This window comes from Butyricicoccus sp. AF35-5AC (assembly GCF_003477715.1).
Lineage (GTDB): Bacteria > Bacillota > Clostridia > Oscillospirales > Butyricicoccaceae > Agathobaculum > Agathobaculum butyriciproducens.
In genome coordinates this window covers 32877-47377 of record NZ_QUDX01000002.1, presented here as the reverse complement: position 1 = coordinate 47377, position 14501 = coordinate 32877, and the positions used below count along the sequence as shown (strand labels likewise).

12 protein-coding genes are annotated in these 14501 nt (G+C 55.6%); 7 read left to right on the top strand and 5 right to left on the bottom strand.

The window, feature by feature from the left end; translation table 11 throughout:
* Positions 1–10 precede the first annotated feature (10 nt).
* Positions 11–1156: an FtsW/RodA/SpoVE family cell cycle protein gene (locus tag DWZ82_RS03675; protein ID WP_158575072.1), complete on the bottom strand. Its 1146-nt coding sequence runs from the start codon at positions 1154–1156 to the stop codon at positions 11–13.
* Between the two features lie 499 nt (positions 1157–1655).
* Here DWZ82_RS03675 and DWZ82_RS03670 point away from each other — a divergent pair, with 499 nt between their 5' ends.
* Positions 1656–3326 (top strand): formate--tetrahydrofolate ligase, encoded by a 1671-nt coding sequence (locus tag DWZ82_RS03670; RefSeq protein WP_118478856.1) that lies wholly within the window; start codon positions 1656–1658, stop codon positions 3324–3326.
* 86 nt (positions 3327–3412) lie between these two features.
* Positions 3413–4345 (top strand): AEC family transporter, encoded by a 933-nt coding sequence (locus DWZ82_RS03665; RefSeq protein WP_118478854.1) that lies wholly within the window; start codon positions 3413–3415, stop codon positions 4343–4345.
* A gap of 516 nt (positions 4346–4861) precedes the next feature.
* Here DWZ82_RS03665 and DWZ82_RS15520 read toward each other — a convergent pair.
* Entirely contained in the window at positions 4862–6100 is a 1239-nt protein-coding gene (locus DWZ82_RS15520) for an HAD-IA family hydrolase (RefSeq protein ID WP_243022877.1), read from the bottom strand.
* Between the two features lie 83 nt (positions 6101–6183).
* Positions 6184–7677 carry a 4-alpha-glucanotransferase gene (gene malQ, locus DWZ82_RS03655; RefSeq protein ID WP_118478850.1) on the bottom strand — a complete coding sequence of 498 codons (1494 nt, stop codon included), beginning with the start codon at positions 7675–7677 and terminating at the stop codon, positions 6184–6186.
* A 287-nt stretch (positions 7678–7964) separates the two neighbouring features.
* Between malQ and trmB the strand changes: the two genes are divergently transcribed.
* Complete coding sequence (gene trmB, locus DWZ82_RS03650) at positions 7965–8624, top strand: tRNA (guanosine(46)-N7)-methyltransferase TrmB (RefSeq protein ID WP_110436112.1); 660 nt, start codon at positions 7965–7967, stop codon at positions 8622–8624.
* A gap of 533 nt (positions 8625–9157) precedes the next feature.
* Here the strand turns inward: trmB and DWZ82_RS03645 are convergent.
* Both DWZ82_RS03645 and DWZ82_RS03640 read right to left on the bottom strand, forming a co-directional pair.
* Positions 9158–9796: a phosphoribosyltransferase gene (locus tag DWZ82_RS03645; RefSeq protein ID WP_110436111.1), complete on the bottom strand. Its 639-nt coding sequence runs from the start codon at positions 9794–9796 to the stop codon at positions 9158–9160.
* A gap of 60 nt (positions 9797–9856) precedes the next feature.
* Entirely contained in the window at positions 9857–10702 is an 846-nt protein-coding gene (locus DWZ82_RS03640; protein WP_118478848.1) for a PfkB family carbohydrate kinase, read from the bottom strand.
* 440 nt (positions 10703–11142) lie between these two features.
* Here DWZ82_RS03640 and DWZ82_RS03635 point away from each other — a divergent pair, with 440 nt between their 5' ends.
* From DWZ82_RS03635 to DWZ82_RS03620, 4 genes are read left to right on the top strand one after another with little or no spacing between them, the layout of a single operon-like run.
* Complete coding sequence (locus DWZ82_RS03635) at positions 11143–12441, top strand: glycoside hydrolase family 10 protein (protein ID WP_118478846.1); 1299 nt, start codon at positions 11143–11145, stop codon at positions 12439–12441.
* A 27-nt stretch (positions 12442–12468) separates the two neighbouring features.
* On the top strand, positions 12469–13209 hold the full coding sequence (locus DWZ82_RS03630) for an acyl-[acyl-carrier-protein] thioesterase (RefSeq protein WP_118478844.1): 741 nt from the start codon (positions 12469–12471) through the stop codon (positions 13207–13209).
* Entirely contained in the window at positions 13206–13517 is a 312-nt protein-coding gene (locus DWZ82_RS03625) for a hypothetical protein (protein WP_118478842.1), read from the top strand. Before DWZ82_RS03630 ends, DWZ82_RS03625 begins: the two co-directional genes overlap by 4 nt.
* Complete coding sequence (locus DWZ82_RS03620; protein ID WP_117489955.1) at positions 13501–13947, top strand: HEPN domain-containing protein; 447 nt, start codon at positions 13501–13503, stop codon at positions 13945–13947. The genes DWZ82_RS03625 and DWZ82_RS03620 overlap by 17 nt, the downstream gene beginning before the upstream one ends.
* Positions 13948–14501: the final 554 nt, after the last annotated feature.

Here is a 14501-nt window from a genome sequence, read left to right as displayed (position 1 = left end):
GATGCCCATATCAGTTTTGCAGCCAGCTTGGCTTTTCTCGCATTCTGACGCCGGCGGCGATGCCGAGCGCGGCGAACATGGTTACGATAGACGTACCGCCGTAGGAGAAGAACGGCAGCGTCAGACCCATGACAGGCAGCAGACCGACATTCATAAAGATATTCATAAAGGTCTGGAACAGCAGCATGCCGCTTACACCGACCGCAATCAGCGCCGAAAACGGCGTAGAGGCGCGGTACGCCACATAAAACAAACGGATGATCAGCGCCATCAGCAGAATGATGATAAGCAGGCAGCCGAGGAAGCCCAGTTCCTCACCTGCGACCGAGAAAATGTAGTCGGTCTGGTTCTCCGGCACATACTGCATCTGGGTCATCGTGCCGTTGGTCCAGCCCTGACCGGTGAACTGCCCCGAGCCGATGGCGATCTTGCCGTAGGTCGCCTGTCGGGACTGCTCCACGTCAATGGACGGGTCAAACAGCACGAGAATGCGCGTTTTCTGGTAATCCTTGAGCACATAATTCCACAGGATCGGCACGCTTGCGATACCGACTCCGGCGGCAATGCCCAGCCACTTGAGCGGCAGACCGGCCGAGAACAGCATGATAACCGCGATCATCAGGTACTGGATCGCCATGCCGGTGTCGCCCGACGAGAGCACGACCGCCCCCATCATTACCAGCGTGTGCAGACCGACCGAAACCAGTCCGCGCCATTCGGTGATATGATCCTGTATTTCGGTCATGTGCGCGGCAATCGTGAAGATGAAGATCAGCTTGCCAAGCTCACCCGGCTGCAGGCTTGTCACGCCCAGATTGAGCCATGCACGCTGGCCGTTGACCTCGGTGCCGAGCGGCGTAAACAGCAGGAATTGCAGCAGAATGTTGCCGATCACGAATATTTTCCATAGGTCGCCCAGATTTTCCAAGTCGATCAGACTGAGCGCAATAAATGCCGCCAGACCGAGAATGATCGCGGCACCCTGTACATACAGGTTTTTCGTCGAGCCGTCCAGTGCCGTCACCGGGTTGAGCGTTGCCGAGTAAATGAGGAACATGCCGTAGATCGAGCAGACCAGTCCCAGCAGCATCAGATACAGGTCGGTGTTTTTGATATAATGCGTAACAGAGTGTACAATGGAACGAGCAGCGTCCATCAAACCCCTCCCTTTCAAAATGGAAAATTGAGAATTGAGCATCGGAAATTAAGGTATCGCCGCAAAGCGGCGGAATTAAGGCAATACCGCATAATTGAACAAGAGTGATTTGCGAGTAAATTTTGCGTACTGACGAGGCACAGTTTTGCGGCAATACTTGATGTATTACCGTAAAACTTCGGCAGCGCGGACGGAACTCGCGCAAGGAACCGAAGCCAAAGTCAGGACACAAAATTTCCGCAAAGCACCGCGGCAGCGCGACCGGAGCCTGCGCGAGGAGCCGCCGCTTTAATTGTGCGGTGTTGCCTTAAATTGCAGTGCTTTGCACTGCCACACTCATTTTCCATCCTCAATTACATTTCTATATGATACCACAACACACCCCTCTTTGCGAGTAACAATTTCGGCAAATTTTTCGCGTGCTTGTATGGAAAACCGGACGAAGTATTGATATAATGAATATATTATGTTACCCGCTGCAAAATAGAGGAGGAATTTCATGTTATCCGATATTGAAATCGCACAGGGCTGTCAGATGCGCCCGATCACCGAGGTTGCCGCTGCTGCCGGTCTGGATGCCGATGATCTGGAACTGTACGGCAAGTATAAGGCAAAGCTGTCCGCAGACGTGTGGACCAAGGTGAAGGAAAAGGAAAACGGCAAGCTGGTCCTCGTTACCGCCATCAACCCGACGCCTGCCGGTGAGGGCAAGACCACGACCTCGGTCGGTCTGGGGCAGGCACTGTGCAAACAGGGCAAAAACGCGATTATCGCACTGCGCGAGCCATCTCTCGGTCCGGTATTCGGCATCAAGGGCGGCGCGGCAGGCGGCGGCTACGCGCAGGTTGTTCCGATGGAGGACATCAACCTGCACTTTACCGGCGATATGCACGCCATCACGGCAGCAAACAACCTGCTGTGCGCCATGCTGGACAACCACATGCAGCAGGGCAATCTGCTGAACATTGATCCGCGCCGTATTGTGTTCACCCGCGTAATGGACATGAACGACCGTGCTCTCCGCAACATCACCATCGGTCTGGGCGGCAAGGTGAACGGCGTGCCGCGCGAGGACCACTTCATGATCACCGTAGCGTCCGAGGTTATGGCTATCCTGTGTCTGGCCGCTGATCTGGACGACCTGAAAAAGCGTTTCGGTGATATTCTGGTGGCATACAGCTACACCGGCAAGCCGATCTATGCACGCGACCTGCATGCAGAGGGCGCCATGACGGCACTGATGAAGGATGCCATCAAGCCCAACCTGATTCAGACGCTCGAGGGCACGCCCTGCCTGATGCACGGCGGTCCGTTCGCCAATATCGCACACGGCTGCAACAGCGTGCAGGCAACCAAGCTGGCACTCAAGCTGGGCGATATTGCCATCACGGAGGCAGGCTTCGGCGCTGACCTCGGCGCAGAGAAATTCATGGACATCAAGTGCCGCAAGGCCGGTCTGGCTCCGGACTGCATCGTACTGGTTGCGACCGTCCGCGCGCTCAAGTACAACGGCGGTGTAGCCAAGGCTGATCTCAACCAGCCGAACATGGATGCGCTGAAGCACGGTATCTGCAATCTGGATGCACATCTGGATAACATGAAGAAGTTCGGCGTACCGGTCGTTGTTGCCGTCAACGCATTCCCGACTGACACTGACGAGGAGATGGATTTCATCCGCGAGCACTGTGCCGAGCGCGGTGTGCGCGTAGCACTCTCCGAGGTATTTGCCAAGGGCGGCGAAGGCGGTCAGGCGCTGGCCGACGAGGTTCTGGCTGTGCTCGACGAGGGCAAGGCCGACTTCCACATGCTGTATGAGGATTCGCTCCCGCTCGAGGACAAGATCCGCAAGATCGCCAAGGAGATTTACGGTGCACTCGGCGTGACCATCGCGCCTGCCGCAAAGAAGGAGTTGGCAAACATCACCGAGATGGGCTACGGCAACCTGCCGGTCTGCGTTGCAAAGACGCAGTATTCGCTCTCCGATGACGCATCGCTGCTCGGCCGTCCGACCGAATTTGTTGTCAACGTACGCACCGCTCGTCTGGCTGCCGGTGCAGGCTTTGTCGTTGTAGAGACCGGCTCGATCATGACCATGCCCGGTCTGCCCAAGGTTCCGGCTGCGGAGAAGATCGACGTAGACAACAACGGTAAGATCACCGGTCTGTTCTAAATACAATTCAAATGAAGAGTGGAGAGAACATCGGCTGCGGTGTGCTCTCCACTTTTCCCTCTTCTTTTTGCTGTGAAAGTGATATTATGCAAATCAGTCTTATTTTAGCGCAGCAGATTGCCGAGCTGTTTCTCATTCTTCTGATCGGCTGCGTGCTCGTCAAGGCCCGGCTGCTCAAAAGTGCGGACAGCCGCGTGCTGTCGGTCGTGATGGTATATGCGGTCATGCCGTGTGTCATCATCAACGCCTTTCAGGTGGATTACACCCCTGCCGTTGTTACCGGATTGCTGTACGCCTTTGTACTGGCGATTGCGCTGCACGCGCTGCTTCTTCTGCTGGCGCGGCTGCTGCGCCGTCCGCTGCGGCTGGATGTGATTGAGCGCACCTGCATCATCTACACGAATGCGGGCATTCTGGTCATTCCGCTGGTGCGGGCACTGCTTGGCGAGGATTATGTGATCTATTCCTGTGCGTTCCTCGTCGTACAGCAGGTTCTCCTGTGGACGCACTGCCGCAGTCTGCTCTGCGGTACGCGCGGCTTTGCGTGGAAAAAGATCATCGGCAATGTCAATATCATCGCCATTTTGATCGGCGGTGCACTGTTCATCCTGCGGCTGCCGCTGCCCGGTCTGGTGAACGATTTGTTCTCTCAGCTTGGCGCGATGGTCGGCCCGATCGGCATGCTGCTGGCTGGCATCGTCATTGCGGACACGCCGCTCCGCCAGCTGTTTATGCGCCGTCGGCATTATGTTCCTGTGCTGCTGCGGCTGATTATCTGCCCGATTATCACGGTACTGCTGCTTCGTGTCATCGGTGCAGCAAGCTGGATTCCGGATGGACACAGTATTCTGCTGACCGTGTATCTCGCGTGCATCACGCCTGCGTGCGCTACCGTTACTTCGATGGCGCAGCTTTATGACCGCGATGCTGAGTATTCCAGCGCACTGTATGTGCTCACAACGCTGTTTTCCATTCTCACCATGCCGCTGATGGTATGGGTGTTTGAGGTGCTCATTTAACAAAAACCCGTGTATTTCACAAGAGATACACGGGTTGCGGCTGTCGCGAAACTACAGTTTCGCCGACAAGCAGGAACGGACCGCAGGCCGTTCCAAAGTCGTCCGAAAGTTCCTATGCAGAAACTTTCTCCCTCTAAAAGTGTAAAAAACCAGATACATGCTCCGGCTTTTTACGAATTTGCACAGCAAATTCTATTTTATGCGCGCTGTCGCGCGATTGAATTAAATTCAACTTTTTCGATAAACTAAACCCGTGTATTTCACAAGAAATACACGGGTTTTTGTTAAGGCAACACCGCACAATTAAAGCGGCGGCTCCTCGCGCAGGCTCCGGTCGCGCTGCCGCGGTGCTTTGCAGAAATTTTGTGCTCTGACTTTGGCTTCGGTTCCTTGCGCGAGTTCCGTCCGCGCTGCCGAAGTTTCACGGTAATACATCAAGTATTACCGCAAAACTGTGCCTCGTCAGTACGCAAAATTTACTCGCAAATCACTCTTGTTCAATTATGCGGTATTGCCTTAATATCCCAGTTTTTCGCCGATGAGCACGACCTCACAGCTTTCAAATCCGCTCGGCACGCCCATATGAATGACCATGGCGCGGCAGATGCGCTCCGGACTTTCGCAGTTGTGACACCTGCCGTCAACCGCACACGGTGTTTTTTTATTCAGCCGCTTGGCATTGAGCGGAGCGGCAATATTTCTTGCCCGCTCGATGGCGCTCTGCAGGTCGGGACGCAGCTTGTTCACGCCGCACACGAAAATGCAGCGCTTCGGTCCGAACAGCGTGGCCGCCACGCGGTTGCACTTGCCGTCGATGTTGACGATCTCGCCAGTCTCGCTCAGTCCGTTCGCTGAAGACAGGTAAACGTCCGGCGTCTGGCAGTACACGCCCTTGTCGATCCAATGCCAGTGCACGTCCGTGCTGTCCGCAAAGTTCTCCGGAAAACCAAGCTGCTTCATCGTCATTGAGCCGCCCATCGACACGGATTTGCCTGCACAGGTGTCTCTCAAGTAGGAAACTGCCTCATCTTTCGTTTCAAAGTAGCGGAAACCAAAGCCGTAACCGGTCAGAGCCTTCTCCACCTTGCTCACATCGGGCACGCCGTACTCGAACAGCGGCAGCAGATCGCTCGGCTCATACGCAAGCGCGTCCGCACCGGATGCACGCAGCTCCTCCGTCGAGCGAAATCCCCAGGCAACACCGATGGCGGTCAGTCCTGCGTTTACTGCGGTCTGCATATCGGTCGCGCTGTCGCCGATGTAGAGGGTCGTTTCCTTGTCGCCGCCCAGCTCGTCCAGCAGCTGCAGCACGCTTGTCGGATCCGGCTTGCGCGGGATATTCGGGCGTTCGCCATAGGTAATGCACACCAGATCGCCGAAATAGTGCTCAATCAGCGCTTTCGCGGCGGAATCGTACTTGTTCGACAGCACACCGACCGTCACGCCGTTCTCCTTGAGCGTTTCGAGCACCGAAACAATGCCCTCATACGGATGCGTGCGGTTCATCATGTGCTCGCCGTAGAACGCGCGGAAATCCGCCAGACAGGTGTCGATCATCTCGTCCGTGCGGCTCTCCTCGGGAATGCTGCGCTCGACTAGCTTGCGTACGCCGTTGCCGATGCGGATGCGCGTCTGCTCCATGCTCACCGGCGGAAAGCCGTGCTTCTCCACGGCATAGGTTACGCTGTCGCACAGATCACCGAGCGAGTTGAGCAGCGTACCGTCTAAATCAAAAATGGCAGTTGTCATTTTCATACATATTCGTCCTTTTCTTGTCCGTGAAAATAGAATACCGCACCACAGAATCCCGTGATGCGGTATCATTATAGCACATTTTCTTACCCGCGCATATACGTCTTGGTAATTTCACCGAGCATGGACGAAACCGTCGGGTTGAGCGCTTCCGCGCGCACGCGCCAGCGCCAGTTTTTGCCGCCGATAGTGGCAGGCGTATTCATGCGGGAATCCGCACCGAGCGAGAGCAGATCCTGCAGGGTCGTCATAGCGATGTTCGCCGAGGACGCCCATACGCACTTGATGGCACTCCAGCCCATGGCCTCGGCGTGCGAGGTACGCAGATAGCGGTATGCAAACTGCTTTTCCGGCTCGGAGCAGATGTCCATGATCTGCTCGCACACGGTCTGCGAGTCATGGGTCGAGGTGTAGACGATGCTGTTCGGCTTATAGTTGTGCGGCAGATGCTCGTTGTCGTAATCCGGCGTAAAGCCGAAAATCAGCACGCGCATGCCCGGGAAACCGCTTTCTTCGAGCAGCTTCTTGACCTCATCGGTCTGCACGCCGAGGTCCTCCGCGATGAGCGGCACCGGACCGAGTGCCTTCTCGATGGCGTTAAACAGTTCCATGCCCGGACCCTTGCGCCACTTTCCGTTGATGGCGGTCTCCTCGTCCGCGCCGACCTCCCAGTAAGCGGCAAAACCGCGGAAATGGTCGAGACGCACCACGTCGAACAGCGCCATGTTGCTCTTCATGCGCCAGATCCACCACGCGTAGTTTTCCGCCTTGTGCGCCGTCCAGTTGTACACGGGGTTGCCCCACAGCTGACCGGTTGCAGAATAGTAATCGGGCGGTACGCCTGCTACCAGCTTGGGACTGCGGTCGGGCTTCAACTTGAACAGCTTCGGGTGCGTCCATACATCGGACGAGTCGGCGGAAACGTAAATCGGGATGTCACCGATGATCTGAATGCCCTTTTCGTTGGCATACTCGCGCAGTGCCGTCCACTGCTTGAAGAAGATATACTGCAGAAAAATCCGGAAATCCACCTCGTCACGCAGCTCTGCGGTCACTTTTTCGAGTGCTGCAGGCTTGCGGTCGCGCACATCCTTGTCCGGCCACATGTAGACCGGCATGTGATGGTATTTCTCCTCCTTGAGCGCCATAAACAGCGCGTAATCCGGCAGCCATTCACTGTTCTTTTCAGTGAAGACGGCAATTTTCTCACGCATTTCCGGTGTCACGCGGCTGTATGCCTTGCGGAACAGCGGCCAGCGGGTATCGGCCAGCTGCTCGAAATCCGCGGTATCCGCCGAAGCGTTGAAGTCGCCCTGACGAACCTCATCCGCGGTGAGCAGACCGTCCTCAACGAGCAGATCCATGTCGATCAGATACGGATTGCCTGCCGCTGCCGAAAAGCACTGGTACGGCGAATCGCCAAAGCCGGTATGACCGAGCGGAAGCACCTGCCAGTAGGTCTGGTGCGCCGCCGCCAGAAAATCTACAAAATCACGGGCGGTCTTGCCCATGGTGCCCACGCCGTGCGGCGAAGGCAGTGAAGTGACGTGCGCAAGCACGCCGCTGGAACGCTTAAACATATCCTTCTCTCCCTCTGTCAGTGGATCTGTTGTTATTATAGCACAGATGTAGCATTTAACCAAGAACTATCTACAAATTTGCATATTTTTTGTGAAAGTTGTGGTCTTTCTGTAAATTTAACTGAGATAACGGTTGTGCCCGGCTATCTCTCTGTGGTATAATATTATGTCTATTATTGCAGAAGATGTGCCGCAGACCGAAGTATTCTGCGGCAGCTTACTCTTTTTTCGTCCTGTTTGAGGACAGTTTTCCGTACTATAACACTGATGTAAGGGGTTTATCACGCATGAGAATGCGCAAAAAGAAAAACTTGGACGTTCGATTTGCCGCCTGTGCGGACGTTATGGCGTTCGAGCCGAAGGAAAAACGCGGCAAGTGGCGCGCCCTGTTCGGCAACGACAATCCGATCCATCTGGAGATCGGCTGCGGCAAGGGCCGTTTTGCCATCGGCATGGCTGAGCAGCACCCGGATGTAAACTTTATCGCGGTCGAGCGCGAGGAAGGCGCGCTCATTATGGCAGCCGAGCGCTGCCAGCAGCAGCCGCTGCCCAATCTGCGGTTCGTATCCTTCGACGCAGCCGAGCTGCGCGAGGTATTCGCGCCCGGTGAGGTAGACCGCATTTACCTGAATTTCTCCGATCCATGGCCGCCCAACCGTCAGCGCAAGCGCCGGCTGACCTGGCGTGCGTACCTGGAAGTATATGATGAAATCCTGCGTCAGCAGGGTGATCTGTGCTTCAAGACGGATAATCAGCGCTTTTTCGAGTGGAGTCTGCAGGAGATCTGCCAGTTTGGCTGGCTGATTCAGAATATCTCGCTCGATCTGCATAACTCGGACTTTGAGGGCAATGTCATGACCGAGTATGAGGAGAAGTTCTCCGCGGAGGGTTACCGGATTTATCGTCTGGAGGCGCGCCGCCGTCTGCCGGAATTTCTGAAAAAGTAAACGAAAGAGGAAGGTTTTTACCTTCCTCTTTTGCTTTTTCAAAGTTCCGGTTATCAGTATTGTTTGTTAGTCTCTGCCAGACGGTGGTTGAGCGCTTGCGAAGCGAACGAAATCTTGCCTGCCCGGCAGGGGCACAAGAGGGTAGACACCAAGGTTTCCACCCTCTTGTGAATCACCCCTTTCCTAAGATAGTCTGGCGCAGACCAGAGACCGGCGACCGCTTCGAAAATGGGGAACGGCAGAGGATTTTTTCTTCCGTAGGGGCGCACAGAGTGCGCCCATTTCTCTACCTATTCGCAGTGTCAGATTCCATACTGCTACACATACCATTTCATCTCTGCAGACGCGACAACAAGGTGAATTGCCCGAAGGGCAAGAGAGAGTCCCTTGGAGGATGACAGCGTCGCGCAACTCGTTTGCGCGTTGTTACGGACGGCACCTACGAATTTCACCTATTCGTCAACTCCTAACTCCTACCTTGTGGAATCTCTGCACACGAAAAAAGAGGAAAGCACACGCTTTCCTCTTGCTCGTTACAGCTTATTGTACCCTCTCGGGGTGACGATTGCATCCAGTGGAGTGCCTGCGGCACAGTCCGGGCAGGCTTTGCCGCGCACAAAGTTCTGGTAATGCGGGAAATCCGCGCCGGAGAACAGGCTGACAACCTTTTTTCCGCTCAGCTCGCTGATATTGGAGAACAACGCCGCAAAGCCGGAAACGCGGCCGCCGTAATACTCAACGCACTCCTTCGCCTGCGAGAAGGTCTGACCGGTGGATGCGGAATTGACCAGCACAAGCACATTACGGTGCTCGATCATATGGCGCAGGTTATCCGAGAACACAAACTGACCGTTGACGTTGCTGTCCGGCTCGACAAGGTAAATATCCTTGCCGCTGTTGACATTGCCCATGCCCACGCTCGACAGCTCACCGGCGAGATACGCGCCGATGTACTCCGTGCCTTCCATGCACAGCAGTGTATCAATGCTGGTGGACGAGAACTGGTATGCAATGCTGCGTGCGGCTTCTCTGGACATTGCCATGCTGTGCTTGATCTCGGACATATCAATATAGTAGTTGATGTGCGAATGATTCGTGGCAAAATGCCCCGGTATCGCGTCCGCGTAAAGCCGTTTGTTCACACGGGAGGTGATGCGGATCGACTGCTTCATACAAAAACCACCTTTCTTACAGCGCACCCCTATCGAGGAATATCTGAGAATCTATCTATATTATACCTCAGTCCGGTTCTCGTGGCAAGAAAAAAGGCGCGGCAGCAGCTTCTCAAATTGCACGCCATGCATAGGGTCGGTATGCTGCGCGGCAGTGTAGGCGATGCAGTCCTTGACGAACTCGCCGGCAAGTGCACAGGCATCGGCAAGCCCCCTGCCGTTCAGCAGCGCGCCGAGCACGACCGCCGCAAACAGGTCTCCGGTGCCGGGATAATACTGCGCGATCCTCTCGTGCAGGCTGATGGTGCCGCCGTCCGCAGACAAACAGCCGGAACCGACCTTCCCCGGCTCGTAATCCAGACCGGTCAGCACAACCTGTGCGCCGTAGCGGCTGTGAAGTGCATGCAGCCACTCCTGTGCTTCCGTTTCGTTCTGCGGTGCGGAGGCCGGGTCGCGGTCGAGCAGGATAGCCGCTTCGGTCGTATTCGGCGTGATGATATCCGCAATTTCGCACAACTCGCGCATACGCGTGCACATTTCGGGTGTATAGGTGGCGTAGACCTCACCGTTGTCGCCCATCACCGGGTCGATGAACGCCGTACCGTTTTCGGATTTCAGCCGCAGTACGGCATCCCGCACGCAGTCGATCTGATCTGCCGAGCCGAGAAAGCCCGCGTACACCGACTCAAACCGTAACCCTAACCGGTCGTACTGGTCGATGACACGCGGCATAACACCGGTCAGATCGACCGTTTCCCAGCCGGGAATGGCCATGTGCGTGGAAAAATATGCGGTCGGCAGCGGCACGCACTGGTGTCCTGCCGCCGAAATCGCTGCAATGATCGGCACAAGCGACGAACGTCCGAAACCCGACAGATCGTGCAGCGCTAAAACCTTTTTCTGCATGGATTTGCTCTCCTTCTTACTCTATGGCAGCACCACATAATTAAAGCCGCGGCTTCTTGCGCAGGCTCCGGTCGCGCTGCCGCGGCGCTTTGCGAAAATTTTGTGTTCTGATTTTGGCTTCGGTTCCTTGCGCGAGTTCCGTCCGCGCTGCCGAGATTTCTTGCAATACGGCAAGTATTGCAAGAAACCGCGTCTTGTCAGTACGCAAAATTTACTCACAAATCGCTCTTGTTCAATTATTCGGTATTGCCCTGTCTGTATTTCAGCATACAATGAAAAACCTTTTCTGTCAACGCACCTGTCTGCCAGAATTCACATTATGTACTTAAATTTCCCGATCGGTTGTGGTATAATATAGGGTAACAAATTGGCGAAGTTGCTTTCACAAGCAGGGTATGCAATGGTTATGAAAGCAGCTTCCGGATAAAAGGAGATTCTTCATGCTGAAAAAACGCATTCTATCCATCGTGCTGGTACTGACCATGCTGATGATACCGGGCGCTTACGCCGCTCAGCCCGCAAAGGACAATATGCACGGTGTCTGGGTCGCGTCCGTACATAATATTGATTTTCCCTCCGAGCAGGGCATGACCGCCGACCAGCTCAAGGCCGAGGCCGATACCGAGCTGGACAATATTGCCGCAATGGGCCTGAACACGGTATTCCTTCAGGTTCGGCCTTCCGCCGATGCGCTGTATCCGTCCGAGCTGTTTCCGTGGAGCCGCTACGTCAGCGGCACGGCCGGTCAGGCACCGGATGGCAGCTTTGACGTCCTCGGCTACTGGGTAACCGCAGCGCATGAGCGCGGTCTGCAGCTGCACGCATGGATCAACCCATACCGCATTACGATTGACGGCGAAGCCGAATGGAACGCAATCCCGGATTCCAGTCCGGCCAAGCAGCACCCGGAGTGGGTAGTCAAGTACAACGATAACTACTACTTCGATCCCGGTATTCCGGCAGTGCAGCAGCTTGTCGTAGACGGTGCGGCTGAGATCGTCAAGAATTACGATGTGGACGGCATTCATCTGGACGACTATTTCTATCCGGGTACGGATTTTGCCGATGAGGCGACTTATGAGCGCTACGGTCAGGATTTCAGCAAGATCGGCGACTGGAGACGCGACAACGTCAACACACTCATCGCTGCTCTGAATGAGACACTGCATACGCTGGATAAGAACCTCTCGTTCGGTGTCAGTCCCGCCGGTATCTGGGAAAACAAGAGCGCAAACTCCAAGGGCAGCAACACGCAGGGGCAGTCCTCGTTCAGCGAACTGTACTGCGATTCCCTGCAGTGGATCAACGCCGGCACAGTAGACTATATCTGTCCGCAGCTGTACTGGTCGATCGGCTTTGAGCCTGCTGACTTCCAGACGCTTGTCAAGTGGTGGCAGAAGGCGGTTTCCACCAGCGATGTGGCGCTGTACATCGGCATCGGCGCATACCGCTCGGCAGAAGCGCAGCCCGGTGATACCTGGTACGGCACGGATGAAATCGAGCGTCAGCTTACTCTGCTCGATGACAGCATAGATATTCAGGGCGAGGTATTTTTCAGCTATGCCTCCCTTGAGTCCATCGACGGCTGTCCGGCCTTCCTGACCGCGCACTACGCGGCGGATAAGCCGGTCACCAAGCCGGATACCGACAATTCCGGCACTATCACCCAGGAGGAAGCACAGCAGCAGGCTACCCTGCTGGATATGCTTTCCCGCTTTATCGTTTCCCTGTTCCGCTAACCGCACATTTTTCGGAGGTGCATTCCCATGGTCGATCTACTCACCCGTGAATATGAGGTGAATTACAGCCACATTGACAACCGCGGCATTGCCAGGCCGTCCTTCCTGTGGAATATCATGCAGGACGCGGCGACCGTCCACGCAGAAGCGCTGCACATCGGTCCGCTCGATCTGCGGATCGTGTGGGTGCTCTCGCGCATGAAAGCGCGGCTGACGCGTCCGCTGCTGCCGTATGAGCGGCTGCGGTGCGAAACGTGGTGTCCGGGCATTAAAGGTGCAAGCTGGTACCGCAGTTTCTCGTTCTTTGTGGATAACAAGCCGGTTGGTGACGCACAGTCCATGTGGGTAACGCTCGACCCGGAGACTCACCGCATTGTGCGTCCGAGCGCATTTCCCGAAGCCGAGCAGTACCTGCACACCTCCCGCGGAGAGCTGTTTGCGCCGCTGCCCAAGCTGTCGTGTGACAACGTGCGCCTGCATCATGTTCACGAGGTCCGTTATTCGGATCTGGATGTCAACAATCATGTCAACAACGTGCGTGCAGTCGAGCTGATCTCGGACGCGCTCGACCTGTACAAGCAGCCGGGTTTTGTCTCCGAGCTGCAGGTCAACTACACCGCCGAAACCGCCTGCGGCGAATCGCTTTCGCTGCTGACCGGCACGGCGGACAGCGCACGTTACATTCGCGGTGAAGCCGATGGCAGAACCCGCTTCGAGGCGCTTGCCACGCTTTCGCCGCTGCCCGACCCGAAGGAGGGATTGGTATGACGCAAGCGATCGAGCAGGCTGTATGCGATATTTTGGGCGCGTGCCAGCCGGTCAAAATCATCCTGTATGCGGAAAAGCGTACGATGGCAACCGACAAGCTCAAGGCATTCAGCCTTTGCATTATCGTGCCGGAGAGCGCCAACTGCCGCACACTGCGCACACACCTGCACCTGGCGATTACGGTTTCCGTACCCGTCAGTCTGAGCGTTTACACCACCGAGGAATGGGCGGAGCTTTGCACGGACAGTACCTCGTATGCCGCATGGATCGCCCGGAAAGGCAAGGTGATTTATGACCAGACGGCGTAAAGGTGCATCCGACAGTTGTTTTTACTACAAATGGCTGGACAAGGCGCTGTGCGACCTGCAGGCCGCACGTCTGCTGCTGACCTACGGCGGCGATCATTACAACATCGCGTTCCACTGCCAGCAGGCGATTGAAAAGGCGCTGAAAGGCTATCTGCTGTTCCGCACCGGACGGCATTTTGACGGACACAACCTGACGTACCTGTGCCGTCAGGCGATCCAGCTGGACTCGAAGGCGTTCTCCGAATATCTGGACGAGAGTGCGGCGCTCAACGATTTATATATTGAGACGCGGTATCCAACCGACCTGCCGTTTGAGATTGATGAGCTGGAGGTCCGCCGGTATCTGGATATGGCAGAGCGGATGTTTGCCGCGATTCGACAGCAGCTGTATGAGGGCGGGAGACCGCATGAGATTGTGCAGCGCAGATAATTTTTATTTGCGCTGTTTGCCTAACGAATTAGGAATAGGTGCTAACCCTTAGCTGGGGTTCCCAAAGGATAGACACCAAGGTTTCTATCCTCTTGGGACTCCAGTTTCCTTTTGTTTGTTAGTCTGGCGCATACCAGAGACCGGCGACCGCTTCGAAAAGGGGAACGGCAGTCGGGTTACTCTTGCGTTTGTTTCGTAAAATATTCGCAGTTCACAGATACCTTACTGCTACACATATCGGCTACTCTCCGCAGGCGCGACACAGGGTGAATTGCCCGAAGGTCAAGAGAAGGTCCTCTGTGGGATACCCGCACCGCACAACTCGTTCGTCTGTAGGGACTGCAGACGGCACCTACGAATTACAATTATTAACCAATTTTACCGTAGGGTGCGGCAAGGTGAATTGCCCGAAGGGCAAGAGAAGGTGCCCTGGGGTGCGACCTCGGCGCACCGTTTTTCAACCATCTGCACATTGCCTAACCGCAGGGGCGGCCAGTGGCCGCCCACGCAACGCCCAATCATTACAAAACTCCTCACTCCTGACTCTTGCCTTG